Consider the following 23714-nt stretch of genomic DNA (forward strand, 5'->3'; position numbering starts at 1 on the left):
GAGCTGGAGGCGTCGAAATACGACCTCAACTACATCGCGCTCGACGGCGAGATCGGCTGCATGGTCAACGGCGCGGGGCTCGCGATGGCGACGATGGACATCATCAAGCTCTACGGCGCAGAGCCTGCCAACTTCCTCGACGTGGGTGGCGGCGCCACCAAGGACAAGGTGACCGAGGCGTTCAAGATCATCACCTCCGACCCGCAGGTGAAAGGCATCCTGGTGAACATCTTCGGCGGCATCATGCGCTGCGACGTGATCGCCGAGGGCGTCGTGGCCGCCGTGAAGGAGGTCGGGCTGCAAGTCCCGCTGGTGGTCCGGCTCGAAGGCACGAACGTCGAGAAGGGCAAGGAGATCATCAACACCTCCGGCCTCGACGTGATCGCCGCCGACGACCTCAAGGACGGCGCGCAAAAGATCGTGAAGGCCGTCAAAGGCTGAGCCTCGTAGGGTGGGTTTTTAACCCACCTTTCCCAAGATTGAATTAAGGAGAACGCCACAATGGCCGTCCTCGTCGACAAGAACACCAAAGTCATCTGCCAGGGCCTGACCGGCTCGCAAGGCACCTTCCACACCGAACAGGCCATCGCTTATGGCACCCAGATGGTCGGGGGCGTCACCCCCGGCAAGGGCGGCCAGACGCATCTCGACCTGCCGGTCTTCAACTCGGTCCACGAGGCGATGCACGAGACCGGCGCCAATGCCTCGGTCATCTACGTGCCGCCGCCCTTCGCCGCGGATTCGATCCTCGAGGCGATCGATGCCGAGATCCCGCTGATCGTCTGCATCACCGAGGGCATCCCGGTCTTGGACATGATGCGCGTCAAGCGCGCGCTCGAGGGCAGCACGTCGACCCTGATCGGCCCGAACTGCCCCGGCATCATCACGCCCGACGCCTGCAAGATCGGCATCATGCCCGGCCACATCCACAAGCGCGGCAGCGTCGGCGTGGTCTCCCGCTCCGGCACGCTCACCTACGAGGCCGTGAAGCAGACGTCGGACGTGGGCCTTGGCCAGTCGACCTGCGTGGGCATCGGCGGCGACCCGATCAAGGGCACCGAGCATATCGACGTGCTGGAATGGTTCCTCGCCGATGACGAGACGGAATCGATCATCATGATCGGCGAGATCGGCGGCAGCGCCGAGGAAGACGCCGCACAGTTCCTCAAGGACGAAGCCAAGAAGGGCCGCTCCAAGCCCTGCGCCGGCTTCATCGCCGGCCGCACCGCGCCTCCGGGCCGCCGCATGGGCCACGCCGGCGCCATCGTCGCCGGCGGCAAGGGCGGCGCCGACGACAAGATCGAGGCGATGAAATCCGCCGGCATCACCGTAGCCGAATCCCCCGCGGGCCTCGGCGAAGCGGTGCTGAAAGCGATCGGAAAATAAGCATCAAGCGTCGGGCCGGGACCCGTTCCCGGCCCGCGCGTTTCACCGCGGCGAGGCGCCCCGGACAGGTGTTCATACCAAGGTCGCGCCTGACGGGGGCTGGCGCCATGGGCGAACACCACGCATAATCACCTCATTGACATGGTTCTTGTTCTTGGTATACCAAACACCAAGAAGCCATCGCAGAGGGGAGGCCGCGCATGCTGCTTGCAGAGTACCAGTCCAAGGAGTTGCTGGCCCAGTACGGCATGTCCGTGCCACCCGGCAAGATGGCCCGCACCGCGGACGAGGCCGAGGCCGCCTGCGCCAACATCCCCGCGCGCAAGTTCGTCGTGAAGGCGCAGATCACGTCCGGGGCCCGCGGGCTGGCGGGCGGCATCAAGTTCGCCGCCACCGCCTCTGCCGTCCGGGACGAGGCGGCCAAGCTCCTGGGAAAGCAACTGGTCACGCACCAGACCGGCGCCACCGGCGAGACGGTCCACGCCGTCTATGTCGAGGCCGACGTCAAGCATGACGCCCAGTATTACATCGCCTTCGCGCTTGATCCGGACACCGGCGCGCCGCTGCTCGTCGCCTCCCCCGATGGCGGGGTGGAGTTCGAGCAGAAGGCGCAGATGAACGCCAGCGAGGTCGCCAAGCACAGCCTGACCGGCACGCCCGACACCGATCGTAGCGGGCTGACGGAGTTCCTTTCGGGCATCGGGATGACGGACGAGAAGGCGGTCGAGCAACTGCTGTCGGCCTGCGAGGCCTTCATCGAGAACGACATGGCCCTGCTGGAGATCAACCCGTTCGTGCGCACGCCCGACGGCGCATGGATGGCGATCGACGCCAAGGTCGCGCTGGACGCCAGCGCCGCCTTCCGGCACCCGGAATGGGACTCGATGGTCTCCGGCGAGGGTCTGCCAGCGGTGGAGACCACCGCGCAGAAGAGCAATATCAACTTCGTCAAGCTGACCGGCAACCTGGGCGTCGTGGTCAACGGCGCGGGCCTGGGCCTGGCCACCAACGACATGATCATCGACGCGGGCGGCAAGCCCGCCAACTTCATGGATATCCGCACCACGGCCACCAGCATGGACATCGCCCGCGGCGTGGAACTGTTGCTTCAGGAACCATCTGTCACCGCCATCCTGCTGAACGTGCACGGCGGCGGCATGACCGTCTGCGACACTGTCGCCGAAGGCGTCAACTTCGCCTATTCGCGCAACAAGGGCAGCAAGCCCGTGATCGCGCGGCTGGCGGGACAGAACGCGGAATGGGGCCAGCGCATCCTGGTCGACCGCAAGGTCCCGGTCGAGATTTGCAGCACCATGTCCGAGGCCGTCAACCGGGCGGTCGAAATCGCATCCAAGGGGGCACGCTGATGGCCATTCTCGTCGACGAAAACACGCGCCTTCTGGTGCAGGGCATGACGGGCCGCGCCGGGACCTTCTATACCGACCAGGCGATGCGCTATGGCACGAACTGTGTCGCCGGCGTGCGTCCGGGCCGCGGCGGCACCTCTCACCTGGGGCTGCCCGTTTTCCATACTTGCGCCGAGGCGGTCAAGGAAACGCAGGCCAATGCCAGCCTCGTCACCGTGCCGGCCCCCAAGGCGGCGGAAGCGATGATCGAGGCGATCGAGGCCGAGATCGGCGTCGTCGTCTGCATCACCGAACGGGTGCCGCAACATGACATGCGCCGGGTGAAAGACGCGCTCAAAGGGTCCGACACCGTCCTGATCGGCCCCAACAGCCAGGGCATCCTGACACCCGGCCAGTGCAAGATCGGCGTGATGCCGACCGTCGACGCCAAGCCCGGCCAGATCGGCATCGCCTCGCGCTCGGCCTCGCTGACCTCCGAGGTTCTGGCCAATTGCAGCGCCGCGAACCTGGGGCAGTCGACCACGGTCGGCGTCGGCGGCGACGTGCTGCACGGGATCGGTTTCGTCGGCTGCCTGGAACGGTTCCGCGAGGATGACGACACCAAGGCGGTCGTCCTGATCGGCGAGATGGGCGGGCGCGAGGAAGAACTGGCCGCCGAATACCTGTCTTCGGTCGATTACGGCAAACCCGTGGTGGGGCTGGTGGTCGGACGCCACGCGCCTGTCGGGCGCCGTATGGGCCACGCGGGCACGCTTTCGGTCTTCGGGAACCTCTCGGCGGACGAAAAGATCTCGCTTCTGCGCGACGCGGGCGTCGTCATCGCCAAGGATGCCGGCGACGTGGTCGACACCGTGACGTCCTGCCTGTCCTGAGCGTCGTCACGCGTCCGGGTCTTTCATAGCCCGGCAGGTGAACAGGCCGCGCGCGGGCGCCGCTGGTCTGATGCCATCGCGCCCCATCCTGCCGCCACGGCCGCACCCCCCTGCCCGGCTCAGAGGATCTGGCTGAGAAACTCTTTCGTCCGAGGATCGCTGGCCTGGTCGAAAAAGGACGATGGCGGTCCATGCTCGACGATGACGCCCCGGTCCGTGAAATAGACCTGGTCGGCCACCTCGCGGGCGAACCCCATTTCATGCGTCACCAGGATGCACGTCATCCCGTCGGCGGCCAGTTCCTTGATCGTGACCAGAACCTCCTTCACCGTTTCCGGGTCGAGCGCGGCGGTCACCTCGTCGAACAGCATCACCTCGGGCCGCATGGCGAGCGCCCGGGCGATTGCGACACGTTGCTGCTGACCGCCGGACAATTCGCCGGGATAGGCGTCTTCCTTGCCCTCGAGCCGGACCTTCCGCAACAGGCCACGGGCGCGTTCGCGGACCGTTTCGCGGTCTTCGCGCAGCACCTTGAGCGGTGCCATCATGATGTTTTCCAGCGCCGTCTTGTGCGGAAAGAGATTGTATTGCTGAAACACGATCCCGACCTCGCGCCGCAGCGCCAGCGTGTCGAGCTTGGCATCGTTCACCTCGATCCCGCCCACGGTGATCGAGCCCGAGTCGATCGGGTTCAGCGCATTGATGCAGCGGATCAGCGTCGACTTGCCCGAGCCGGACGGCCCGATGATGCAGATCACCTCGCCGCGGTGAACGGTCATCGAAACGCCCTTGATCACCTCCAGATCGCCGAAGGACTTGTGGACGTCGGTCATGACGACAATCGGCTCTCCCAGTTGATGTTCGGTCATTGGAAAGCTCCTTAGAATTTCACCGACACGCGCCGTTCCAGCCAGATGGTCAAACGTGCGATCGGGTAGCAATAGGCGAAGAACAGCACCAGGGCGAAGCCGTAGAACGGCACCAGCAGTTCCGGCTGGTTGTCCTCGGCGCTCATCGCCTGGCGGCTGAGGGTGATGATCTCCTCGACCCCCAGAAGCGAACAGAGCGGCGTTGCCATGGTCAGGATGGCGTACCAGTTCATCCAGGGCGGGATCATCCGCTTGAAGCACTGCGGCAGGATGATCTCGTAGAGGATCTGCCGTCGGGTGAAGCCCAGCGAATCCGCGGCTTCCCACTGGCCCGAAGGCACGGACAACACCGCCCCCCGGACGATTTCCGAGATGTTGGCCATCACCGGCAGGGACAGTCCGAAGACCGCCTTCATCCAAGCCGGGATGCGGACCGTCTGACCAAAGAGGTTCAGCTCGTAGGGCAGCGCCAGCAACACGATGAAGAGCAGCACCAGCCAGGGGGAATTGCGGAAAAGCTGCGTGACGAACCATGCCAGTTTCCGCACCAAACCCACCCGGGATATCTGCCCCAGCCCCAGCATCACGCCCAGCGTCGTGCCGATCAGCATCGAAAAGAGCGAAATCACGATGTTGAACAGGAACCCCTGGGTGACGAGGAACGGCATCCAGCGCCAGAGCGCCGCGAAGGCATCGGTCATCGCCATGCCCGACTGCGCCAGCGCCGCGGTGGGCCACAGCAGCATCAGCACCGCCACCCAGCGCAGCCGGATGCCCGCCAGCCAGCGGGTGTGATAGAACGCATCGTACGGCGCGCCTTCCATGCGGAAGGGCTTGAGCACCGGCAGGTCGGTCTTGTCGAAGGTCATGGCCATGTCAGGTGCTTCCGTATCCGGGGATCTTCAGGCGGCGTTCCCAGCTGTTCATCCCCATCACCAGTATGCCCACCAGCCCGATATAGGCCACGAACAGAAGCAGCATCGTCGGGTATTGCGCCGACGGGTAATCCGACCAGATCGAAACGCTTTCATACAGCAGTTCCGGCACCGCGATGGCATAGGCCTGCGTGGTCGTCTTGACCAGGTTCACAAGGTTGTTGTTCAGCGCCGGCAGGCAGATGCGCAGGCTGAGCGGGAAGACAACGTAGGAAAACGTCTGCGTGCGCGTGAAGCCCAGCGATTCCGAGGCTTCGACCGTGCTGTCCGGCACCGCCTCCAGCCCCGCGCGGAAGATCTCGACATTGAAGGCGCCCGCGAAGAACGACAGCGAGATGATCGCCCAGCCCACGTTCGAGATGATCGGCACCTCCAGCCAGCCATCGGGGCTGTAGGACGGCGTGAACTGGCCCAGCGCGAAATAGAAGAACAGCAGCTGCACCATCGGCGGCGTGTTGCGGAAGAACTGGATGTACCCCTGCACGCAGGCCCGGGCAAAACGGTTCTTCACCCCCAGCAGCCACACGCCCACGACCCCGATGATGACCGAGAAGATCACGCAGGCCACCGACAGCCATACGGTATAGTACAGGCCGGAAAGGATCCGGCCTGTTTGTCGTTCGTCATAAAGCCATATGAAGTTCCAGCGCGGGTATTCGGCCGCGAGGTCCTGGAAATAACCCGCGATGTCGATCATGCAGGCTTACTCTTCGGCCAGGTGGTCTGCCATCTTCTCGGACATGGTCTGAAGGTATTGCGTCGGCTTGATGCCCCACTTCTCCTCCAGCTCGATCAGCGTGCCGTCGCGGTGCCAGTTGTATTGCACGCCCGACATGAAGTTGCCGAAGATGCAGTCCTCTTCTGCCTTGGGTACGGCAAGGCCCCAGGGCGCGTCGTCTTCGGACGCCAGCGGCATCTCGAAATCGTCCCAGTTGCCAGAGGCGATGTCCGACCCGATCGAGCTGTCGTCGTAGACGAACGCCACGCATTTCTTGTCGCGCAGCGCCTGCTTGGCTTCGGCCGTGCCCGAGAACGCCACCACTTCGATGTCGTAACGGTCCTCGACGATCTTGTTGTAGAACGCCCCCTGGATGCCGCAGACGGGCTTGCCAGAAAGGTCGCTCCACTCGGTGAATTCCAGCGCCTTGGGGGCCATCACGTTCGTGCCCGAGGTATAGTAGTTCGGGCCGACGATGCCCACGATCTCGCGCCGGTCGGGGCGGTCGGTCATGGTGGCGATCATCAGGTCGATCTGGCCTTGTTCAAGAAACTGCATCCGGTTCGACGACACGACCGGCACCAGTTCCAGCTCGACGCCCATCTTGTCGGCCACGTCCTGCGCCATGTCCACTTCCATGCCGACGACATTGCCGTCGCTGTCGCGAAAGCCCCAAGGCTTGTAGTCGGCCTTGACGCCCACGGTCAGCGTGCCGCGTTCCATCACCTTCTTCCAGGTCTCGTTGGTGCAGTCCTGCGCGGTGGCGGTGCTTGCGATGGCGCCCAGCGCGGCGCTGCCGAGAATCGCCCTCATGATCCGTTTCGTCATAACAGTCTCCCCATTGGTGTTTTTAGATTGGTTAATGCCGGCAGCTTGGTGCGTCCCTCGCGTTGCGTCAACCACTCCCCTTCCAACGACCCCAAGGTCTTTGCCCGCTGCAACCTTTTCAGGCATACCAAGGGCTTGCCCGCACATCCCCGCCTCAGGCACCTTGCTTAGGCACATCCTAACCAGGCCTAAGGGACGTTTTTCTTTCGCGGCCGCCGGGGTCGTGGCACCACTATGCAACCCCTCTGCGAAAGGTACGACATGACGGACTATATCGACACACTCGTGGTCGGCGCCGGTCAGGCCGGGATCGCCATGAGCGAGCATCTCGGCCGCAACGGCATCCCGCATCTGGTCCTGGAAAAGCACCGGATCGCCGAGGCGTGGCGCACGCGGCGCTGGGATTCGCTGGTGGCGAACGGCCCGGCCTGGCACGATCGGTTCCCCAACATGGAATTCACGGCCTCGCACCCCGAAGCCTTTCCGCCCAAGGAAGAGGTGGCCGGTTACATGGCCGATTACGCAAGGATGATCGACGCCCCCGTCCGCACCGGCGTCGAGGTCACCCGGCTGGAGCGCAACGAAGGCCGCCCCGGCTTTACCGTGACCACCTCGGACGGCGTGATCGAGGCCGGTTCGGTCGTGGCCGCCACCGGCGCGTTCCAGCACCCCGTGATCCCCGACATCGTCCCGGCCAACGCGGGCGTGACGCAAGTGCACTCCGCCGAGTATCGCAACCCCGAGGCCCTGCCCGAGGGGGCCGTGCTGGTGGTGGGCGCCGGGTCCTCCGGCGGGCAGATCGCCGACGAGTTGCAACGCGCGGGCCGCAAGGTATTCCTTTGCGTCGGCCCGCATGACCGCCCGCCGCGCATGTACCGGGGCCGCGACTATTGCTGGTGGCTGGGCGTGCTGGGCCTGTGGGACATCCCCGCCAAGGCGCCCGGCACCGAACATGTGACGATTTCGGTCAGCGGCGCCGAAGGCGGCAAGACGGTGGACTTCCGCAAGCTGGCCCACGCGGGCATGACGCTTCTGGGCCGCGCCAACGACTTCAAGGACGGCAAGCTGATCATCGGCGACGACCTGCAGGCCAACATGAAGGCGGGCGACGATTACTACATAGACCTGCTCGACCAGTGCGACGCCTATGCCGCGCGCCACGGCCTCGACCTGCCCGAGGAGCCGCAAGCGCGAGAGTTCCTGCCCGACCCCGACTGCCTGACCAACCCGGTCCGCACGCTGGACCTTGCAGCCGAAGGCATCGGCACCATCATCTGGGCCACCGGCTATCGCCAGGATTTCTCTTGGATGAAGGTCGACACGTTCGACGCCAAGGGTGCCCCAATTCACAATCGCGGGGTGTCGCAAGAGCCGGGCGTCTATTTCCTCGGCCTGCCCTGGCAATCCCGGCGCGGCTCGACCTTTATCTGGGGTGTGTGGCACGATGCGGCGCATGTCGCCGACCAGATCGCGATCCAGCGCACCTACCGCGACTATCGCCCGATGCCCAGTGCCGCCGCAGCCGAATGACCGGAGCCACGATATGACCCTCGCCAAGCCCATCGCCAACCCGATCGACGCCCTGCGCGCCAATGTCTCGGCGCCGTTCGAGCAGGCCCGCGCCATGCCGCCCGAGGTCTACAAGACCGACGCGTTCCTGCAGGCCGAGATCGAGCATATCTTCCGCAAGGAATGGTTCTGCGTCGGGCGGGCCGACGCGCTGGCCAAGCCGGGCGACTACGTCACCTGCGAGCTGGCCGACCAGCCCGTCATCGTCCTGCGCGACCGCGAGGGCGACCTGAAGGCCTTTTCGAATGTCTGCCGCCACCGCATGTCGACGCTCCTGCATGGCCGCGGGCATACGAAATCCATCGTCTGCCCGTACCACGCCTGGACCTACAATCTCGACGGCTCGCTGCGCGGCGCCCCCGCCATGTCCGGCAATTCCGGCTTTTGCAAATCCGACTACGCCCTGCCCGAGATCCGCTGCGAGGAATGGCTGGGCTGGGTGTTCATCACCCTGAATCCCGAGGCCGAGCCCGTCGCCTCGCGCCTGTCGGAACTGGAGCGCATGATCGCCGGCTACGACATGACGAACTACACCGAGACCTTTTTCGAGGAGCATGTCTGGGACACGAACTGGAAGGTGCTGGCCGAGAACTTCATGGAAAGTTACCACCTGCCCGTCTGCCACGCGGGGACCATCGGGGGCCTGTCGAAGCTGGAAGAGATGGTCTGCCCTCCGGGGCACGACGCCTTCAACTATCACACGATTCTCAAGGACGACTCCCTTCGCATCGCCATGGCGCACCCGAGCAACACGCGCCTTGAGGGCGACGAGCGCCGGATGACCTATCTTATCGCGGTCTATCCCAGCCTGATGATCACGCTCACGCCGGGCTATTTCTGGTATCTCGGCCTGCATCCCAAGGGGCCGTCGCAGGTGCGCATCCGGTTCGGCGGCGGCATGTCGGACGACTATGCCGGCGACGCCGAGGCCGAGCAGAACCTGGCCGATCTCAAGGCCCTGCTGGACGACGTCAATATCGAGGATCGCGGCTGTACCGAGAAGGTCTATCGCGGGCTTTGCGCCGACGGGGCCGAGCCGGGGCACCTGTCGCATCTCGAACGGCCCAATTTCGATTTCGCGCAATACCTGATGAACCGGATCGACCCGAGCTTCACGCCGAAACTCTAGCGCTTCGGGCGGGCAAGCCCCTGACAAGCCCGCGCTTTTCGGCTATGGCCGATCCATCATTCGTAACGGAGCAGCCCGCATGGCCCACACCCGCATCCGCCCCTTCAACACGTCCGATACCTATCCCGAACAGAACCTCGACAACGACCTCTGCCAGGCCGTGGTGACCGAAGGCTCGGGCAAGATCGTCTGGCTGCGCGGCCAATGCCCGCAGAACCTGGACGATGCCAAGAATATCGACAGCCACGACCCGGTCGAGCAGACCCACAAAGTGATGCAGAACATCCGCCAGCTGATCGAGGAGGCGGGCGGCGATATGAGCCATCTGGTCAAGGTCGTCATCTACATCACCGATGTCCGCCACCGCGAGGCGGTCTACCGGACCATGGGCGAATACATAAAGGGCGTGCACCCGGTATCCACCGGGCTTGTGGTACAGGCGCTGGCGCGGCCCGAATGGCTGGTCGAGATCGACGGCACGGCGGTGATCCCGGCATGACATTTTCCCTCGTCGCCCGCTGTGCCGAGACCGGCATGTTCGGTATCGCCATCTCGTCCTCGTCGCCCGCCGTCGCGGCGCGCTGTTCCTACGCGCGGGCCGGTGTCGGCGCTGTCGCCTCTCAGAACGTGACCGACCCGACGCTTGGCCCCCTGACGCTCGACCTGATGGAAAACGGGTTGTCTGCGCCCGACGCCATCGCAGAGGTGCAAAAGCGCGGCGCCTTCATCGAGTACAGGCAGGTACTGGCCGTCGACGCCGAGGGCCGCACCGCGATCCATTCCGGCCCCAACTCGCTGGGCATCTGGACCCAGGCCGAAGGGCCCGACGTGGCCTCGGGCGGCAATCTTCTCGCCAACGAGGACGTCCCCGCCGCCATCGTCGCGGGCTTCACCGAGGCCAGGGGCCATATCGGCGACCGCCTGCTGGCGGCGATGCGCGCCGGGCTTGCGGCAGGGGGCGAGGCCGGGCCGGTGCATTCGGCGGGCATGAAGATCGTGGACCGCGTCGCCTGGCCGGTGGCCGACCTGCGCTGCGACTGGACCGAGGACTGCCCGATCGAGGCCATCGCCGCCGCATGGGCTGTCTACAAGCCCCAGATCGACGCCTATGTGCAACGCGCGCTCGACCCGCGCGAGGCGCCGTCCTACGGCGTGCCCGGCGACGATTGAGGCACTGGACGACGACCCGCGAAAACGCCACCATGGCCGGACCCAGCAAGAGCCCGCCCATGCCCCTCAGGTTCACCCTGCGCCAGTTGGAATATTTCGTCACCGCCGGGGAAAGCGGCAGCATCGCCGCGGCCAGCCAGAAGCTGAACGTGTCCTCGCCGTCGATTTCCGCCGCCATCTCCCAGCTCGAGGCAGAGCTTGGCCTCTCGCTGTTCGTGCGTCAGCACGCCCAGGGGCTGCGCCTGACCGAGGCGGGCCGCACCCTTTCGGCACAGGCGCAGACGGTGCTGAGCGAGGCGACCGAGCTGACCCGCCTCGCTGGCGCCGTGTCGGGGACCGTGCAGGGGCCGCTGCGCGTCGGCTGCCTTGTGACCTTCGCCCAGATCGTCCTGCCCAGCCTGCGCCGCAGCTTCGAGGCCCGCTATCCCGATGTCCGCATGAGTCAGGTGGAACTGACCCAAAGCGACATCTTCGCGGGCCTGCGCCGGGGCGAGATCGACCTGGCCCTGACCTATGACATGACCCTGCCCGCCGACCTTGAATTTCATCCGATCCGCGACCTTGCGCCGTTTGTCCTTCTGCCCCCGGACCACCCGCTTGCGGGGCGAGACAGCCTCACGGTGCGCGACCTTGCTCCGCATCCGATGGTCCTGCTGGACCTGCCGATGAGCGCCGACTACTTCCTGGCCTTCTTCACCCGCGCCGACCTGCGCCCCACCATTGCCGAGCGGACCCGCGACATGGCCGTCATGCGCAGTCTCGTGGCAAACGGGTTCGGCTATTCCATCGCCAACTTCCGGCCGCTCAACACCACCGCGCCCGATGGCAAGCCTCTCAGTTTCGTTCCGCTGACGGGCGATATCGCCCCCATGGCGATGGGCGTGCTGGGCTTGCAGGGGGTGACGAACAGCCGGACCAGCGCCGCGTTTCTCGACCATTGCAGGGCCGAACTGCCGGCCGCCGACGGTTCGTGAGGAAACGGACGTGCCTGCACAGCGACGACCTTGCCTGACGCCACCACGTGTCAGGCTGCGCAGCGCCGCGCGAAGCTCAGGATCATCGCGTGGCACACCTCCAGTTCCGCGACCGTCAGGTATTCCTCGGGTCGATGCGCGCGCGCCATGTCGCCGGGGCCGCAAATGATCGACGGGATCCCCGCTTGCTGGAACAACCCCGCTTCGGTGCCGAAACTCACGGCTGCGACCGGGGTTCGCCCCGAGACCTCCGCCATCATGCCGGCCAGCGCGTCGCCGGCCTCCAGCGCGAGGGGCGGATAGGTCGACAGCCACGTGGCCTCGACACCGGCGGCTTCCGCCGCGGCCAGGACCGGCGCCAGAAGCGCCCGAGGATCGGCACCCGCGATGGCGCGGGCCTCGACCTCCGCCTCGGCACGCTCGGGAATGATGTTCAGTGCCTGCCCCCCCGCGATGGTGCCCACCTGAAGGCTGGACCACGGCGGCGCGAAACGGTCGTCCCGCGGGCCGTCCTCCTGCAATGCGCGGGCCTGAGCTTCGGCCGCGGCCAGAACCGGCAGCAGCTTGTGAATCGCGTTCTCTCCCAGATCCGGGCGCGCGCTGTGACCCGCCCGCCCCGTCGCGCACAGCCGCAACGCCGCCTTGCCCTTGTGGGCCAGCACCGGCACGAGGCCCGTGGGTTCACCGACGATGCAGCCAAGCGGCGGCGCGCACAATCCGGGCAACGCCTCGATCAGGTGCGGCACGCCGCGACACCCGGCCTCTTCATCGTAGGACAGCGCGATATGTATCGGCACCTCCGGGGCCAGCGACGCCATGTCCGGTGCGGCCGAAAGCACCGCGGCGACGAACCCTTTCATGTCGCAGGCCCCCCGCCCGATCAGCCGCTCCCCCACGTGGCGCAGCGTGAAAGGGTCGGCCTGCCATTCCGGCTCTTCGGCCGGAACCACGTCGACATGGCCCGACAGGACATAGCCGGGCCGTTCCGCGTCTCCGATCGTGGCGAATAGATTGGCGCGGTCGCCTTCCGGTCCGATGAGAACGCGGCAGGCGATGCCATGCACCTTCAGCCAGTCGGCCACCGCCTCGATCAGCGACAGGTTCGGCCGGCCGACAACGCTGTCATATCCGACAAGTGCTGTGAGCGTATCCCGCGGCGTTCGTGAAAACGGCATGGTCCGGATGCCTCCTTTTGCAGGGCGAGGCAAAGACATGCCAAATCCGGGCGCAAAGCGAAAGGGCCCGCCGCATCTTTGCGCCCAGCGCATGGCTTCGAGGGTGGCCAAGCGACCGTCCCGACAGTCGTCCTTGCGGCATGGACCGACGTCATCCGGCGCCGGGTCGTGCGGTCAACGCCCCCGTCGCACGCGGATTTTCCAGTGCCCCGTCGCGTTGACCTGGACGTGGTAACGCCCCGGCATCTCGATCAGGTAAGATCCTTCGCCCTTGCCGCCCCTATGCAGGTTCTGCACCACCTCGTCGCGCTCGTTCAACAGGTAGACCACCATCACCGCGTCGCTGCTTTCGAAGGTCATAAGGCGCGGCGCGACCACGTCGAATTGCGGCGTCACCCCGCTGCCCGACCCGGTGAACTCCTCGGCATCCTCCGCCGCCGCCAGTTCGTCGAAACACGTCAATCGCCTGGCGTCGGACGCGATTTGACGGCAGGCATTCAGGCCGGCCGCAACAGGGTCGGCCATAACCTCGGACGGGGCAAGCCAGCCAATGATCAGGGCGCACGCGCCTACCAGTCGACCGGACATCCCTGGCAGTTCTCCATATGCGCGCCTTCCCAGATCGCAAACCGGATGTTGTTGTCCTCCATCACGGCCCCGGCAAGGTCGGCATTGTAGAATTTCGTTTCCTGCAGGTTCGACGCCCGGATCGTGGCGCCGACCAGCCGGACCTTCGGCGCCCAGGAGGCCTCCATCGAAACCGCGGTCAGGTTCGCTCCCTGAAGCTCGGCACCGGCCAGGCGGGAAAAGTCCAGATTCGCGCCGGTAAAGTCGGCGTCGATCGCCGTCATCCCCTGCATGAAGGATTTCGTCAGAACCGCCCCGCGCAGGTCGGCGCCGGAAAAATCCACTCCCTTCAGGATGGAGTCCGACAGGTCGGCACGCGTCAGCTTGGCGCCGCGCAGATTCGCTCCGTTCAGCTGCACGCCCCGAAGATCGGCATGGGACAGGTCGACCCCCGGACAGTCCGCACCGGGTTCGAGCGTACAGTTGCCGATCACTAGCGGACCTTCGCGCGGCTCGTCCGTGTCCACGATCACGGGATAGTCCCGCGCGCCCGGTTCCAATGGCGTGTCAAAGCAGGTCTCGGCGGAGGCGGCGGCGGCGATCGCCAGGGGCAGGACCCAAACCGCACAAAAGCTGGCCTTAAGCATTCACTCTCTCCTTGCACAAAGGGAAGGGCGGCATGATGCCGCCCTTCCTTGTTTGTCTTACTGTGCGCTCGCAAGAAGTTCGTCGGGCACCTCGAAGACCCAGAACGATCCCCCCTGGCTGACCTGCGTGGTCAGCGTGGCCATGTCACCACCCCAGAGCGGAACCGCACCGCCATATCCCGACGCGATACCGAGATACTGCTTTCCATCCATCTCCCATGTGATGGGCTGCGAAATCACGCCGGACCCTGTGTTGAACTCCCACAGTTGCTCGCCGGTCCCGGAATGGAAGCCCTTGACGTAGCCGTCAGAGGTGCCGGTGAAGACCACATCGCCTGCCGTCGCCAGCACGCCGGCCCAGAGCGGGAACTCCTCGTTATGCTCCCAGACCTTCTCGCCGGTCGCCGGATCATAGGCCCGCAGCGTGCCGATGTGATCATCGTAGAGCCGTTTGATGCGGAACCCTTGCCCCAGATAGGCCGCGCCGGCCTGGTAGGTGATGTTCTCGGTCCAGTAATCCTCGGTCCAGTTGTTCGCCGGCACGTAGAAGAGGCCGGTGTCCTGGCTATAGGCCATCGGGTTCCAGTTCTTGCCCCCGAGGAAGGGCGGCGTCACCTGGATCGTGGCGCCCTTGGTTTCACCTTCCGCGGGCAGCGGCGGGCGTTGCCCTTCCACTTCGATCGGCCGCCCGGTCTCCAGGTCGATACCCGAGGCCCAGGTGATATCGTCGACAAACGGGAACGCGTTCAGAAGCGCGGTCGGCCGGTTGATCTTTTCGCCTTCGCGATCCGACAGCGCATCGATGTCGGTCACGTAGAAGAACCCGTTGCGGTCGGCATGGGCGCCGGCCCGGTGGGTGTTGCCCTCGGCATCGGTGTAGTCGAACAGGATGATCTCGTTGTTGCCCGAAAAGTCCCAGGCATCGTTGGGCGTATGCTGGTAGAAGCCGATGACCTCGCCATCCGTCGGGTTCACATAGGCCTGCCCCGAGGTATAGAGCGAGTCGAAATCCTGGTAGTTGTCGCCTTCCGAACGCTCCCACGTGTTCCACGGCGCGGGGTTTCCGGTGCCCACGATGATCGTGTTTGTCACGGGGTCGAAGCTGGCGGATTGCCACGGGGCGCCGCCACCGTGATACCAGGCTTCCTTCTTGTCGCTTCCATCCTCGTTCATCGGCCAGGACGGCGCGTCCGCGTCGCCGGTCGTGGTGCTGTCGGCCCCGGCCAGACGGCCCTTGTGACCCTCGACAAAGGGCCGCATCCAGATCTCCTCGCCGGTTTCGGGATCTCTGGCGAACAGTTTGCCGACCACGCCGAATTCGTCTCCGGACGAGCCGTGGATCAGCATGACGCGGTCGGTCTCCTTGTCCTTGATGATCGTCGGAGCACCTGTCATCGTGTAGCCGATCTTGTGGTCGCCGAACTTCTCGCGCCAGACCACCTTGCCGGTGTCCTTGTTCAGCGCGTAGATGCTGGCGTCGAGCGCCCCGAAATACACCTTGTCACCGTAGATCGCGACGCCGCGGTTGATCACGTCGCAGCAGGGACGGATGTCGTCGGGCAGGCGCGCCTCGAATTTCCACAGGCGTTCGCCCGTTTTCGCATCCAGCGCCCAGACGCGTGAATACGACCCGGTGATGTAGATCACGCCGTCATGCACGACCGCCTGGCTTTCCTGCCCGCGCTGCTTTTCATCGCCGAACGAGAACGCCCAGGCTGGGCGCAGGTGCTTGACCGTATCGGCGTTGATCTGGTCCAGCGTGGACCACCGCTGGGCATTGCTGCCCATGCCGTACATCAGCACGTCATCGGTGGTCTCGTGGTCGTTGAGGATATCCTCCCAGGTCACCTTGCTGGTCTCCGCTGCCGCAAGGTTGGCGGCGGCAGCCAGGGCCAGGACGCTGGCCCCCGTCATTTTCAAGAGATTCTTCACTTCTTTTCCTCCTCCGTCGAAGTTGTCGAACGGTGTGTCCACATCCGTCCGGGTTGGCTCAGGCCCCGCCGACCACCGGCAGGGCCTCGCTTTCGTAGTCTGTCCACCGCTGCACGACGCTGCGGTGGTATTCCTCGGGGTTGGCACCCATTGCCGCGAATTCCGGCATCGGCCCGGCCAGGATCGCTTCCATCGGCGACAGCCCGCGTGTGACGGCCCGCGTCATGCGATCGTCAAAACCTTCAAGATAGGCGCGGGTCTGCGCCAACGCGGCGCCGGTACGGTCAAGCGGCCCATGGCCTGGAACCGCCCCTGCGGGGTTCAGGTCGGCCAGGCGCTCCAGCGCCCGTTTCCACGCAGCGATGTCAGCGTCCGGAAAGCTCGGCGCACGGTCGAGGAAAAGCAGATCGCCCGCGACAAGCGTGCCGGTCTCTTCATCGAGAATCGCAAGATCGGCCCCCGTATGACCGGCCTCTTCGATCAACCGCAGCGCGCGGCCGCCAATAACCACAGGACCCGGCGCGACGGCTTGCGCCGGCGGATGCGGCGCGGTGCCCGTCATCCAGTTTCCAAGAATGGCATAGAGCGCCGTCGCATAATCCGGCCCGTTCGCCTCGGCGGCAGCCATGCTGTCCGCCAGCGCCTTTACGGGACGGTCGGCGAAGGCCTGGTTGCCCAGCCAGTGATCGGGATGATGGTGCGTGTTGAAGACCGCCGCGACGCCCCCCAGCCTCTGATCCGCGAACGCCCGCAACGCGGCGCCGAACCGCGCGGTCGATCCGGTGTCGACGATCACCGCACCGGCGTCCGTCTCCAGAAGCACGATGTTGCAGATCGCCCCGCCATTTGCGGCGTCCAGGCTCTCTTGCGCGCCTTCGATCATCCAGACACCCCCGGCAACCTCAGAGGGGTTCAGCGCATAGCTTGATGCCGCCCGCGCGGGCCGGACCAGGGAAGACGCCGCAGCAATCGCGACACCGCCCAGCAGGACCTGACGGCGACTTGGGGCGCGCCGGGTCACGACTGTGCCTCCACCCGGCCCTCGAAGCGGTAGCCGAGATTGTCGCGGGCCTTTATGGTTACCGGCTGCCGTGCAAGAGCGGCCGGCAGCAGAAACGTCAGCGCCGGGTTTTCCTCCACCGGCTCGTGCAGCTCCAGCCGTGCAGTCGTCGCACCGTCGCCCGAGACCAGTTCAAGTTCGGTCAGATGATGCGCGGCGATGCCCGGTGCAAGGCCGGTATCCATCGGGTGCCGCAGCGACACCCGCAGGCGTCCCGTATCCGGCCAAAGCCGCGCCCGGATCTCGCCCAGGCGCTCCTGCCAATCGGGACGTGCATGGGCGGCAGCCGGCGCCGTGCAGCCCCCGCCCATCGCGGCGACATAAGTGGCACCCATCGCCCATCCGCCGTCTTCGCGCTCCACCGATGCGCGCAAGGCGCTGCCGATCTCGTATTTCACGCCAAAGCCGAGCAGCGGCAACGCCCTGCCCGGGTGAAAGGTCAGCACCAGCGGAATCGGGCTGTAGTCGATCGTCACGACAATCCGCCGCACCTGGCCCTCGAGGCCGGTCGCATCCACGATCAGCGGAACATGCGCGGCGTCTTCGGCCGCACCCGGTGCCAATGTCAGGACAGCCGCATCCTGCTGCCAATCTCGCGGCCCCCCAAGGTATTCTTCCCGGTGCAAAGGCCACATGCCGCTGTCGAACGGATCGGATCTGTCCCCGACGCGGGCCGATGGCACGGCGCCGGAAATCGGCCCCCCGGGAAGAAGATGAGACAGCAGCGAGGACATCGGCGTGCTTCAGTTCCGCAGGACGGATTGCAGCGCCTCGATCGCCGCATCCGGGTTCGGCGTGTCGCGCTTGAGCATCTGCGCCGCCTCGTCCAGTGCCGTGACCGAGCGCGGCGCACCGGACAAGGGCTCGAAACTGGCCCCCGCCTGCTCAAGCTCGTCGGCAAGCGACGCCGCGGCTTCGGGGTCGTCCTTCACTTCCACCAGCTTGCCGTGCATCGTCTTCAGCTCGTCCTGCCGGTCCACCATTTCCTGGTCGTCGGGCCGGGTCTCGACATATGTGCGGATGGCCCAGATCGCTTCCTGGCTCAGAATGTCGGCGAAGGGCGGCATCTTGACCGCGCCGTTCTGCTCGTACCCGTTCAGCACGCGGTCCAGGTACCATTCGTCGCCCCAATCATTGGCTTCGAGGAATCGCAGGTCCGGCGCCAGCCCGCCCGAGATCGCCTCCAGCCCATGGCAGCGCGCGCAATTGCTGTTGAACCCTTTCGCGCCGATCTCGACGGCTTTGAACAGCACGTCGGGCTCGGCCTCGCGCCACGGGTTTTCCGACGCCATTTCTTCTGGCAGTTCGGGCAGTCCGGTGGTGTCGACGGCTTGCGGCGCGGCGTCGCCATGCGCAAGGGCCATGGCCCCCAGGCCGGCGAACATGGCGGCGGTCGAAAGCTTGCGCTTCATAACGTATCCTCCCAGGTCAAATCCTTCGCCCTGCATTGTGGCGAAGTGCCAGCCCCGCGAAATTGGCGAAACGTCGATGGAAAGGACCCACCCCTAGACCTTGGTCGAATGGCCCGGGTCGGCGAAAACGAGGACCATCGTCGGATGCGAATTTCGAAATCCATCGGTGCATTGCTGATCCCGGTCTTCATGGCCGGCCCGGCCACGGCCGAACCCCTGTTCGACCCTGTCACCGGCCTCCGCATCGCCGCCTATCGCGCGCCTGTGCCTGAAAAGGTGCCGGGCGGCGATACAATCGGCACGTCCGAGGTCGTCGCGTTGGCGAAGAAAGGCGCGCTGCTGGTCGACGTGCGGGCGGCGCCCGGGCACAGGATCGACGATGAAGGGCGCTGGATCGTCGCCCAGCGGCACGAAACGCTCGCAGATGCGGTCTGGCTGCCGGAAACCGGCCATGGACGGCTGACGCCTGCAATGGCCGACTATCTGCGCCGGTCCCTTGCCCGTTGCACCGGCGGGAACACGGAACATCCCATCGTGATCTTCTGCCGAAACGACTGCTGGATGAGCTGGAATGCGGTTCAGCACGCGGCGCGAATGGGGTACACTCGGATCCATTGGTATCCCGGCGGGGTCGAAGAATGGCAAGACATGGACCACCCCACGACAGAAGCCCGCCCGCTGGCGGTTTCGGCTCGGACATGCTCGTGACCCGCGCGCTCTCCGGCGGCGCGGACAGGTGTCGCGATCACGCTCCCGGACGCAGCGGGGGTGCCTTGGCATGACGCAACTCGAAAACCAGGCCGCCACCGGCGCGGACCGCCCTGTCAAGGAGCCCAGGACCATTTCCTCGGCCCTGATCGTCGAGGATCACCCTCTGTTCTGCGATGCGCTCATGCTGACGCTTCAGCTTGTCGCCGACATCCACAGCGTTCGGACCGCCCACAGCATCGCCGACTGCCTTGCCGCCCTGGAGTCCGGCGCACGGCCCGATGTCATCCTGCTGGATCTCAACCTGCCCGATTCCGACGGGCTGGACAGCCTGTTGCGGGTGAGAAACGCGGCGGGCGAGGCCGATATCCTGATCGTGTCGTCCATCACCGACAGCAAGATCATCGGCGCGGCCATCGAGGTCGGCGCGGCCGGCTACGTGCCCAAGCACAGTCAGCGCGCGGTGTTCCAGGCGGCCCTGCGGACGATCTCCGAAGGGCGGACATTCCTGCCCGAGGGCTTCATCGTCAATGTCTCCAAGTCTCCCGGCGACGAGCCTACACCGTTGGAACGACTGCAAAACCTGACCGAGCAGCAAGCCCGTATCCTGAGGCTTATCTGCCAGGGCAAGCTGAACAAGCAGATCGCCTTCGATCTTTCGATCAGCGAAGCGACGGTCAAGGCCCACGTCACCGTCATGATGCGCAAGCTGGGGGTCCAAAACCGCACGCAGGCTGTTCTGATCGCGCAGACCGCGAAGTTTGACAACCTGTCTGCCTCGTGACGTAATTGACCAGCCCTGACGCGGGGGCCCACAAGCAAGACTAGGCAAGAGATGGACGAAAAGAACGGGAGGTCGTCCGCTCATGGGGAGGAAGGTGCGCTCGAAGCGGTTCGGGCGCGGCCTGGCTCATCTGAAGCGGCATCGCAGGCGCTGTCTCGGGCGGCCCGGCAGGGCGAATCGCTGATGCGGTCCGCCCATGTCGCATCCGATGCGCCCGACGCGGTCGCGCAGCTTCTGCGCGGCCTTGGTGACGATCTCGCGCTTGCCATCCTGTTCGTCTCGCCCCGCGCGGATTTTTCCGCCGTGATGGATGAAGCAAATCTTCTGTTTGCGGGCACGCAGGTCCTGGGGTGCACGACTGCCGGCGAAATTGCCGGCGGCTATGTCGAGGACGGCATCGTGGGGATCGGCCTGCCGCGAAGCCATTTCGAGGCCAGTGTCGTTACCATCGAGAACCTCGACGAGATCGCACCCACGGCCCTGATCGAGCACATGATCCGGACCCGCCGGGACCTGGAGAAAGACAGCCCCGATTTCGAGAACGAATTCGCGTTTCTTCTGGTCGACGGAACATCCCTGCGCGAGGACGCCCTGATGAACGTGCTGGCCCGCGGGCTCGGACCTGTGCCGCTGTTCGGAGGCTCCGCCGGGGATGGCACGCGGTTCAGGCAAAGCCTGCTCTACTGCGATGGAAAGGTGCACAAGAACGCCGCACTGCTGACCTTCCTGCGGACCCGCTGCCCCATCAAGGTGTTCAGCTTCAATCACCTCGACCCCGCCGATCAACGCATGGTCGTCACCCGGGCCAACGCCGCCGCTCGCCGCGTGCAAGAGATCAACGCCGCCCCCGCCGCGCGGGAATACGCGCGCATCCTCGGCAAGGACCAGACCCAGCTCGACCCGTTCACCTTTGCGGCCCATCCGCTCGTCGTGCGCATCGGCGGCCGGTATCACGTGCGGTCCATCCAGCGGGTCGACGGCGACGACCTGATCTTCTTTTCCGCAATAGACGAAGGCGTTGTCCTTACCCTGGCCGAACCGCGCGAGATCGCGCAGACCCTCGCCGAGGACTTCGAAACCCTGAACCACGGCGGCCGGCTGGACGGCATTCTGGCCTGCGATTGCATCCTGCGCCGGATCGAAGCCCACCAAAAACAGCGCAGCCTTGCCGTTTCGGATGTCCTCAGGCGCAACCGCGTCGTCGGCTTTTCCACCTACGGCGAACAGTTCGGCGCCATGCATGTCAACCTCACCATGACCGGCGTTGCGATCTACGCCCCCGAGGACGACTGACGATGTATGACAATCTCGTCGATCCGCGCGAACCGCTCGAAGTTCAGTTCGAACGCCTGCGCGCCATCAGCGCCGTCCTCATGCGCCGCGTCGAGAGCCACGCCGATCGGGACGGTGCGGCATATGCCCAGTTCGAACGTGCCGTGGTGCTCGAGGATCAGGTCCGCTCCCGCACTCAGGAACTGGAGCGTGCTCTTGATCTTCTGAACGAATCCAATGAACGCCTGTCCGCCGCGAACAACGAGGTCGAGGCCGCCCGCCGCGACCTCTCGGACGCGATCGAAGCGGTGCAGGAAGGCTTCGCACTCTTCGACGAGGAAGACGTGCTTTTGCTGTTCAACCGGCGCTTCTGCTGGCAGATGCCGGATGTGCGCGCAAGGCTGAAGCCCGGCCTCCGCTTCGACGAATACGTCGAAATCGTCAGCCAGAGCCGGGCATTGTATCTGCCACCCGATACCGACAGCGGAGACTGGGTGAACGGCCGGCTCGGCCGCCACCGGCAGGAACACATGATCTTCAACCTGGCGCTCAAGGACGATCGCTGGCTGCAGATCTCGGAGCATCGCACCGCCAACTCGGGAACGGCGATCGTCCAGACCGACGTGACCGACCTGATGCGCACCGAGCGCGAGCAGCGCGAGCGGCTTCTGGACAGTCAAAGCCGCATGATCCGGGCAACGCTGGACCATCTCGACCAGGGGGTGGCGATTTTCGACGCCAAGGCGCAACTCGCGGGGTGGAACAGCCGCCTCAAGACCCTGACGGCCTTGTCGCCGCACGCCTTTGTCCTCGGAATGCCCTTCGCCCACATGGCCGAGCATCTCTCGCAGAACTTCCACATGGCCAACCGCGAAGAGGAAAGGCGGCTGGCGCTATGGCTCCGTGGGTCGACACCCCGTTCGCCGATCTCGTTCGAACTCACCCAAACCGCGACCGGCCGAATTCTCGACACGTTTTCCCAGCGCCTTCCCGACGACGGCTTCATCGTCTCTTTCACTGACGTGACCGCCGAACGGCGCAACGCCCGCGACCTGGCGCGCGCGAACGAAGAGCTCGAGGCCAGGGTCGCCGCCAGAACCGAAGAATTGCAAGCGGCCTTGCAGCAGGCAGAACGCTCGAACGCTGCAAAGTCGCGCTTCGTGGCGGCTGCCAGCCACGACCTCCTGCAGCCGCTCTCCGCCTCCAAACTCTACTTGTCCGCCGCCGAAGACGGCACGCACCCCGAGTCGATCCGAAAGGCCGCCGAGGCCCTGACCAGCGTCGAGGCAATCATCGAGGCCCTGCTCGACATCTCCCGCCTCGACACCGAGGAAATTCGTTTCACCCCGGTGGAGGTGGCCCTTGACGAGATCCTGACGCCGCTGTCCCACGCCTTTGCCCCGGTTGCTGCCGCCAAGGGGCTGGACCTGCGTATCCGGCCAAGCCGCCTGCGTGTCATGAGCGATCCCTCCTACCTGCACCGCATCCTTCAGAACCTGATCTCCAACGCCATCCGGTACACGACCGAGGGAGGGGTGCTCGTCGGGGCGCGTCGCAGGGGCGACTCCGTCAGGATCGATATCTGGGACACCGGCATCGGCATCCGCGAAGAGGATCGCGGCGTGATCTTCGAGGAATTCAGAAGATTGAACCGCCGCGCGTCGGCCGCCGAGGGCATGGGGCTCGGTCTCGCGATCGTGGAAAGGGCCTGTGCGCGCCTGGGACACAGGATCAGCCTGCGCTCGCAACCGGACCGGGGCAGCGGGTTCATCGTGACGCTGCGCGGCGCGGCGCAACAGACCCAGGCACACGCCGCATCGCGGAGGCTTCCTGAACTTCCCGTGGCAAACCTGCCGCCAAGCCTGCTGGTCCTGATCGTCGACGACGATGACGGGATACGCAACGCTCTGGTCGCGCTGCTCGAACGCTGGGGTGTCAGCGCCCTGGACGCCGCAAGCCTGGCCCAGGCGAGCGCGCTTCTCGACGAGGTGGACATCATTCCTGACGCGATCATCATGGATTATCAGCTGGGGAACATGGAAAACGGGCTCGACACGGCCCGCGCCCTCCATGCGCGCTACGGCCCCTGCCCGACCTGCGTGATCTCCGCCAACCGCTCGCCCTCGCTGAGAAGCGAGTGCGCGACCGAAGGCTGGACGTTCATTCCCAAGCCTGTCCCCGCCCGCGAGCTTCTGGGCTTTCTGGCTGTGACCGGCAACCGATCCGACTGAAATGCGACAGAGGGGGCGTGGCGCGTCACGCCGAGGTCTTTTCGTCTCGCGCCCCCAGGCGGCATTGATGCAAAAATGCCAGACCGACCTGTGCTTGGCACCGCAGGGA

At 65.4% G+C, this 23714-nt stretch carries 23 protein-coding genes and 1 pseudogene; 13 read left to right on the top strand and 11 right to left on the bottom strand.

Features of this window, described 5'->3' with window-relative positions:
• The 4 genes and pseudogenes from sucC to sucD (KUV49_RS00045) all read left to right on the top strand — a co-directional run.
• Nucleotides 1–441 (top strand): annotated as a pseudogene (gene sucC, locus KUV49_RS00030) (succinate--CoA ligase subunit beta); the annotation flags it as partial.
• Nucleotides 442–501: 60 nt separating this feature from the next.
• Nucleotides 502–1386, top strand: coding sequence for a succinate--CoA ligase subunit alpha (sucD, locus tag KUV49_RS00035; RefSeq protein WP_222451048.1), 885 nt, complete (start codon nucleotides 502–504; stop codon nucleotides 1384–1386).
• A gap of 200 nt (nucleotides 1387–1586) precedes the next feature.
• On the top strand, nucleotides 1587–2753 hold the full coding sequence (locus KUV49_RS00040) for a succinate--CoA ligase subunit beta (RefSeq protein WP_222451049.1): 1167 nt from the start codon (nucleotides 1587–1589) through the stop codon (nucleotides 2751–2753).
• On the top strand, nucleotides 2753–3625 hold the full coding sequence (sucD, locus tag KUV49_RS00045; RefSeq protein WP_222451050.1) for a succinate--CoA ligase subunit alpha: 873 nt from the start codon (nucleotides 2753–2755) through the stop codon (nucleotides 3623–3625). The genes KUV49_RS00040 and sucD (KUV49_RS00045) overlap by 1 nt, the downstream gene beginning before the upstream one ends.
• A 119-nt stretch (nucleotides 3626–3744) precedes the next feature.
• Here the strand turns inward: sucD (KUV49_RS00045) and KUV49_RS00050 are convergent, their stop codons facing one another.
• Genes KUV49_RS00050 through KUV49_RS00065 form a run of 4 tightly spaced genes read right to left on the bottom strand, consistent with a single transcriptional unit; the run spans nucleotide 3745 to nucleotide 6975 of the window.
• Entirely contained in the window at nucleotides 3745–4494 is a 750-nt protein-coding gene (locus KUV49_RS00050) for an amino acid ABC transporter ATP-binding protein (protein ID WP_261391499.1), read from the bottom strand.
• Between the two features lie 11 nt (nucleotides 4495–4505).
• Entirely contained in the window at nucleotides 4506–5369 is an 864-nt protein-coding gene (locus KUV49_RS00055) for an amino acid ABC transporter permease (RefSeq protein WP_222451051.1), read from the bottom strand.
• Between the two features lies 1 nt (nucleotide 5370).
• Entirely contained in the window at nucleotides 5371–6126 is a 756-nt protein-coding gene (locus tag KUV49_RS00060) for an amino acid ABC transporter permease (RefSeq protein WP_222451052.1), read from the bottom strand.
• A gap of 6 nt (nucleotides 6127–6132) precedes the next feature.
• Nucleotides 6133–6975 carry a transporter substrate-binding domain-containing protein gene (locus tag KUV49_RS00065; protein WP_152491340.1) on the bottom strand — a complete coding sequence of 281 codons (843 nt, stop codon included), beginning with the start codon at nucleotides 6973–6975 and terminating at the stop codon, nucleotides 6133–6135.
• A 261-nt stretch (nucleotides 6976–7236) separates the two neighbouring features.
• On the opposite strand from KUV49_RS00065, the gene KUV49_RS00070 reads away from it, so the two are divergent.
• From KUV49_RS00070 to KUV49_RS00090, 5 genes are all read left to right on the top strand, one after another.
• Nucleotides 7237–8505, top strand: a complete 1269-nt coding sequence (locus tag KUV49_RS00070; RefSeq protein ID WP_222451053.1) for a flavin-containing monooxygenase — start codon at nucleotides 7237–7239, stop codon at nucleotides 8503–8505.
• A gap of 13 nt (nucleotides 8506–8518) precedes the next feature.
• Nucleotides 8519–9673 carry an aromatic ring-hydroxylating oxygenase subunit alpha gene (locus KUV49_RS00075; protein WP_222451054.1) on the top strand — a complete coding sequence of 385 codons (1155 nt, stop codon included), beginning with the start codon at nucleotides 8519–8521 and terminating at the stop codon, nucleotides 9671–9673.
• Nucleotides 9674–9752: 79 nt separating this feature from the next.
• A complete protein-coding gene (locus tag KUV49_RS00080; RefSeq protein ID WP_222451055.1) occupies nucleotides 9753–10172 on the top strand; it encodes a RidA family protein in 420 nt (139 codons plus the stop codon).
• Nucleotides 10169–10843: a DUF1028 domain-containing protein gene (locus KUV49_RS00085; protein WP_222451056.1), complete on the top strand. Its 675-nt coding sequence runs from the start codon at nucleotides 10169–10171 to the stop codon at nucleotides 10841–10843. The genes KUV49_RS00080 and KUV49_RS00085 overlap by 4 nt, the downstream gene beginning before the upstream one ends.
• Before the next feature lie 32 nt (nucleotides 10844–10875).
• On the top strand, nucleotides 10876–11817 hold the full coding sequence (locus KUV49_RS00090; protein ID WP_261391498.1) for a LysR substrate-binding domain-containing protein: 942 nt from the start codon (nucleotides 10876–10878) through the stop codon (nucleotides 11815–11817).
• Nucleotides 11818–11867: 50 nt separating this feature from the next.
• Here KUV49_RS00090 and argE read toward each other — a convergent pair whose 3' ends face one another.
• The 7 genes from argE to pedF all read right to left on the bottom strand — a co-directional run bounded on the left by argE (nucleotide 11868) and on the right by pedF (nucleotide 18610).
• A complete protein-coding gene (gene argE, locus KUV49_RS00095; RefSeq protein WP_222451057.1) occupies nucleotides 11868–12992 on the bottom strand; it encodes an acetylornithine deacetylase in 1125 nt (374 codons plus the stop codon).
• Between the two features lie 174 nt (nucleotides 12993–13166).
• The gene (locus KUV49_RS00100) at nucleotides 13167–13454 is read right to left on the bottom strand and encodes a hypothetical protein (RefSeq protein WP_222483206.1); all 288 of its coding nucleotides are present in this window, start codon (nucleotides 13452–13454) and stop codon (nucleotides 13167–13169) included.
• A gap of 107 nt (nucleotides 13455–13561) precedes the next feature.
• On the bottom strand, nucleotides 13562–14206 hold the full coding sequence (locus KUV49_RS00105; RefSeq protein WP_222451059.1) for a pentapeptide repeat-containing protein: 645 nt from the start codon (nucleotides 14204–14206) through the stop codon (nucleotides 13562–13564).
• Between the two features lie 57 nt (nucleotides 14207–14263).
• A complete protein-coding gene (locus KUV49_RS00110; RefSeq protein ID WP_222452037.1) occupies nucleotides 14264–16120 on the bottom strand; it encodes a PQQ-dependent methanol/ethanol family dehydrogenase in 1857 nt (618 codons plus the stop codon).
• A gap of 76 nt (nucleotides 16121–16196) precedes the next feature.
• Complete coding sequence (locus tag KUV49_RS00115; RefSeq protein WP_222451060.1) at nucleotides 16197–17159, bottom strand: quinoprotein relay system zinc metallohydrolase 1; 963 nt, start codon at nucleotides 17157–17159, stop codon at nucleotides 16197–16199.
• Nucleotides 17156–17932 (bottom strand): quinoprotein dehydrogenase-associated SoxYZ-like carrier, encoded by a 777-nt coding sequence (locus KUV49_RS00120; RefSeq protein ID WP_222451061.1) that lies wholly within the window; start codon nucleotides 17930–17932, stop codon nucleotides 17156–17158. The genes KUV49_RS00115 and KUV49_RS00120 overlap by 4 nt, the downstream gene beginning before the upstream one ends.
• 9 nt (nucleotides 17933–17941) lie before the next feature.
• Entirely contained in the window at nucleotides 17942–18610 is a 669-nt protein-coding gene (gene pedF, locus KUV49_RS00125) for a cytochrome c-550 PedF (RefSeq protein WP_222451062.1), read from the bottom strand.
• A gap of 108 nt (nucleotides 18611–18718) precedes the next feature.
• Between pedF and KUV49_RS00130 the strand changes: the two genes are divergently transcribed.
• The 4 genes from KUV49_RS00130 (at nucleotide 18719) to KUV49_RS00145 (ending at nucleotide 23605) form a co-directional block, all read left to right on the top strand.
• Nucleotides 18719–19318, top strand: a complete 600-nt coding sequence (locus KUV49_RS00130; RefSeq protein WP_222451063.1) for a rhodanese-like domain-containing protein — start codon at nucleotides 18719–18721, stop codon at nucleotides 19316–19318.
• Nucleotides 19319–19388: 70 nt separating this feature from the next.
• On the top strand, nucleotides 19389–20102 hold the full coding sequence (locus tag KUV49_RS00135) for a LuxR C-terminal-related transcriptional regulator (RefSeq protein ID WP_222451064.1): 714 nt from the start codon (nucleotides 19389–19391) through the stop codon (nucleotides 20100–20102).
• 183 nt (nucleotides 20103–20285) lie between these two features.
• On the top strand, nucleotides 20286–21395 hold the full coding sequence (locus tag KUV49_RS00140) for an FIST N-terminal domain-containing protein (RefSeq protein ID WP_261391497.1): 1110 nt from the start codon (nucleotides 20286–20288) through the stop codon (nucleotides 21393–21395).
• A gap of 2 nt (nucleotides 21396–21397) precedes the next feature.
• The gene (locus KUV49_RS00145) at nucleotides 21398–23605 is read left to right on the top strand and encodes a PAS-domain containing protein (RefSeq protein WP_222451066.1); all 2208 of its coding nucleotides are present in this window, start codon (nucleotides 21398–21400) and stop codon (nucleotides 23603–23605) included.
• Nucleotides 23606–23714 lie beyond the last annotated feature (109 nt).

This window comes from Roseovarius atlanticus (assembly GCF_019802205.1).
Lineage (GTDB): Bacteria > Pseudomonadota > Alphaproteobacteria > Rhodobacterales > Rhodobacteraceae > Roseovarius > Roseovarius atlanticus_A.

Coding starts and splice junctions, on each gene's coding strand:
- KUV49_RS00060 (WP_222451052.1), bottom strand. CDS start 6,126: ATGATCGACATCGCGGGTTATTTCCAGGACCTCGCGGCCGAATACCCG.
- pedF (WP_222451062.1), bottom strand. CDS start 18,610: ATGAAGCGCAAGCTTTCGACCGCCGCCATGTTCGCCGGCCTGGGGGCC.
- argE (WP_222451057.1), bottom strand. CDS start 12,992: ATGCCGTTTTCACGAACGCCGCGGGATACGCTCACAGCACTTGTCGGA.
- KUV49_RS00075 (WP_222451054.1), top strand. CDS start 8,519: ATGACCCTCGCCAAGCCCATCGCCAACCCGATCGACGCCCTGCGCGCC.
- KUV49_RS00040 (WP_222451049.1), top strand. CDS start 1,587: ATGCTGCTTGCAGAGTACCAGTCCAAGGAGTTGCTGGCCCAGTACGGC.
- KUV49_RS00070 (WP_222451053.1), top strand. CDS start 7,237: ATGACGGACTATATCGACACACTCGTGGTCGGCGCCGGTCAGGCCGGG.
- KUV49_RS00145 (WP_222451066.1), top strand. CDS start 21,398: ATGTATGACAATCTCGTCGATCCGCGCGAACCGCTCGAAGTTCAGTTC.
- KUV49_RS00130 (WP_222451063.1), top strand. CDS start 18,719: ATGGCCCGGGTCGGCGAAAACGAGGACCATCGTCGGATGCGAATTTCG.
- KUV49_RS00110 (WP_222452037.1), bottom strand. CDS start 16,120: ATGACGGGGGCCAGCGTCCTGGCCCTGGCTGCCGCCGCCAACCTTGCG.
- KUV49_RS00065 (WP_152491340.1), bottom strand. CDS start 6,975: ATGACGAAACGGATCATGAGGGCGATTCTCGGCAGCGCCGCGCTGGGC.
- KUV49_RS00090 (WP_261391498.1), top strand. CDS start 10,876: ATGGCCGGACCCAGCAAGAGCCCGCCCATGCCCCTCAGGTTCACCCTG.
- KUV49_RS00140 (WP_261391497.1), top strand. CDS start 20,286: ATGCGGTCCGCCCATGTCGCATCCGATGCGCCCGACGCGGTCGCGCAG.
- KUV49_RS00135 (WP_222451064.1), top strand. CDS start 19,389: ATGACGCAACTCGAAAACCAGGCCGCCACCGGCGCGGACCGCCCTGTC.
- KUV49_RS00050 (WP_261391499.1), bottom strand. CDS start 4,494: ATGACCGAACATCAACTGGGAGAGCCGATTGTCGTCATGACCGACGTC.
- KUV49_RS00080 (WP_222451055.1), top strand. CDS start 9,753: ATGGCCCACACCCGCATCCGCCCCTTCAACACGTCCGATACCTATCCC.
- KUV49_RS00055 (WP_222451051.1), bottom strand. CDS start 5,369: ATGGCCATGACCTTCGACAAGACCGACCTGCCGGTGCTCAAGCCCTTC.
- sucD (WP_222451048.1), top strand. CDS start 502: ATGGCCGTCCTCGTCGACAAGAACACCAAAGTCATCTGCCAGGGCCTG.
- KUV49_RS00120 (WP_222451061.1), bottom strand. CDS start 17,932: ATGTCCTCGCTGCTGTCTCATCTTCTTCCCGGGGGGCCGATTTCCGGC.
- sucD (WP_222451050.1), top strand. CDS start 2,753: ATGGCCATTCTCGTCGACGAAAACACGCGCCTTCTGGTGCAGGGCATG.
- KUV49_RS00085 (WP_222451056.1), top strand. CDS start 10,169: ATGACATTTTCCCTCGTCGCCCGCTGTGCCGAGACCGGCATGTTCGGT.
- KUV49_RS00105 (WP_222451059.1), bottom strand. CDS start 14,206: ATGCTTAAGGCCAGCTTTTGTGCGGTTTGGGTCCTGCCCCTGGCGATC.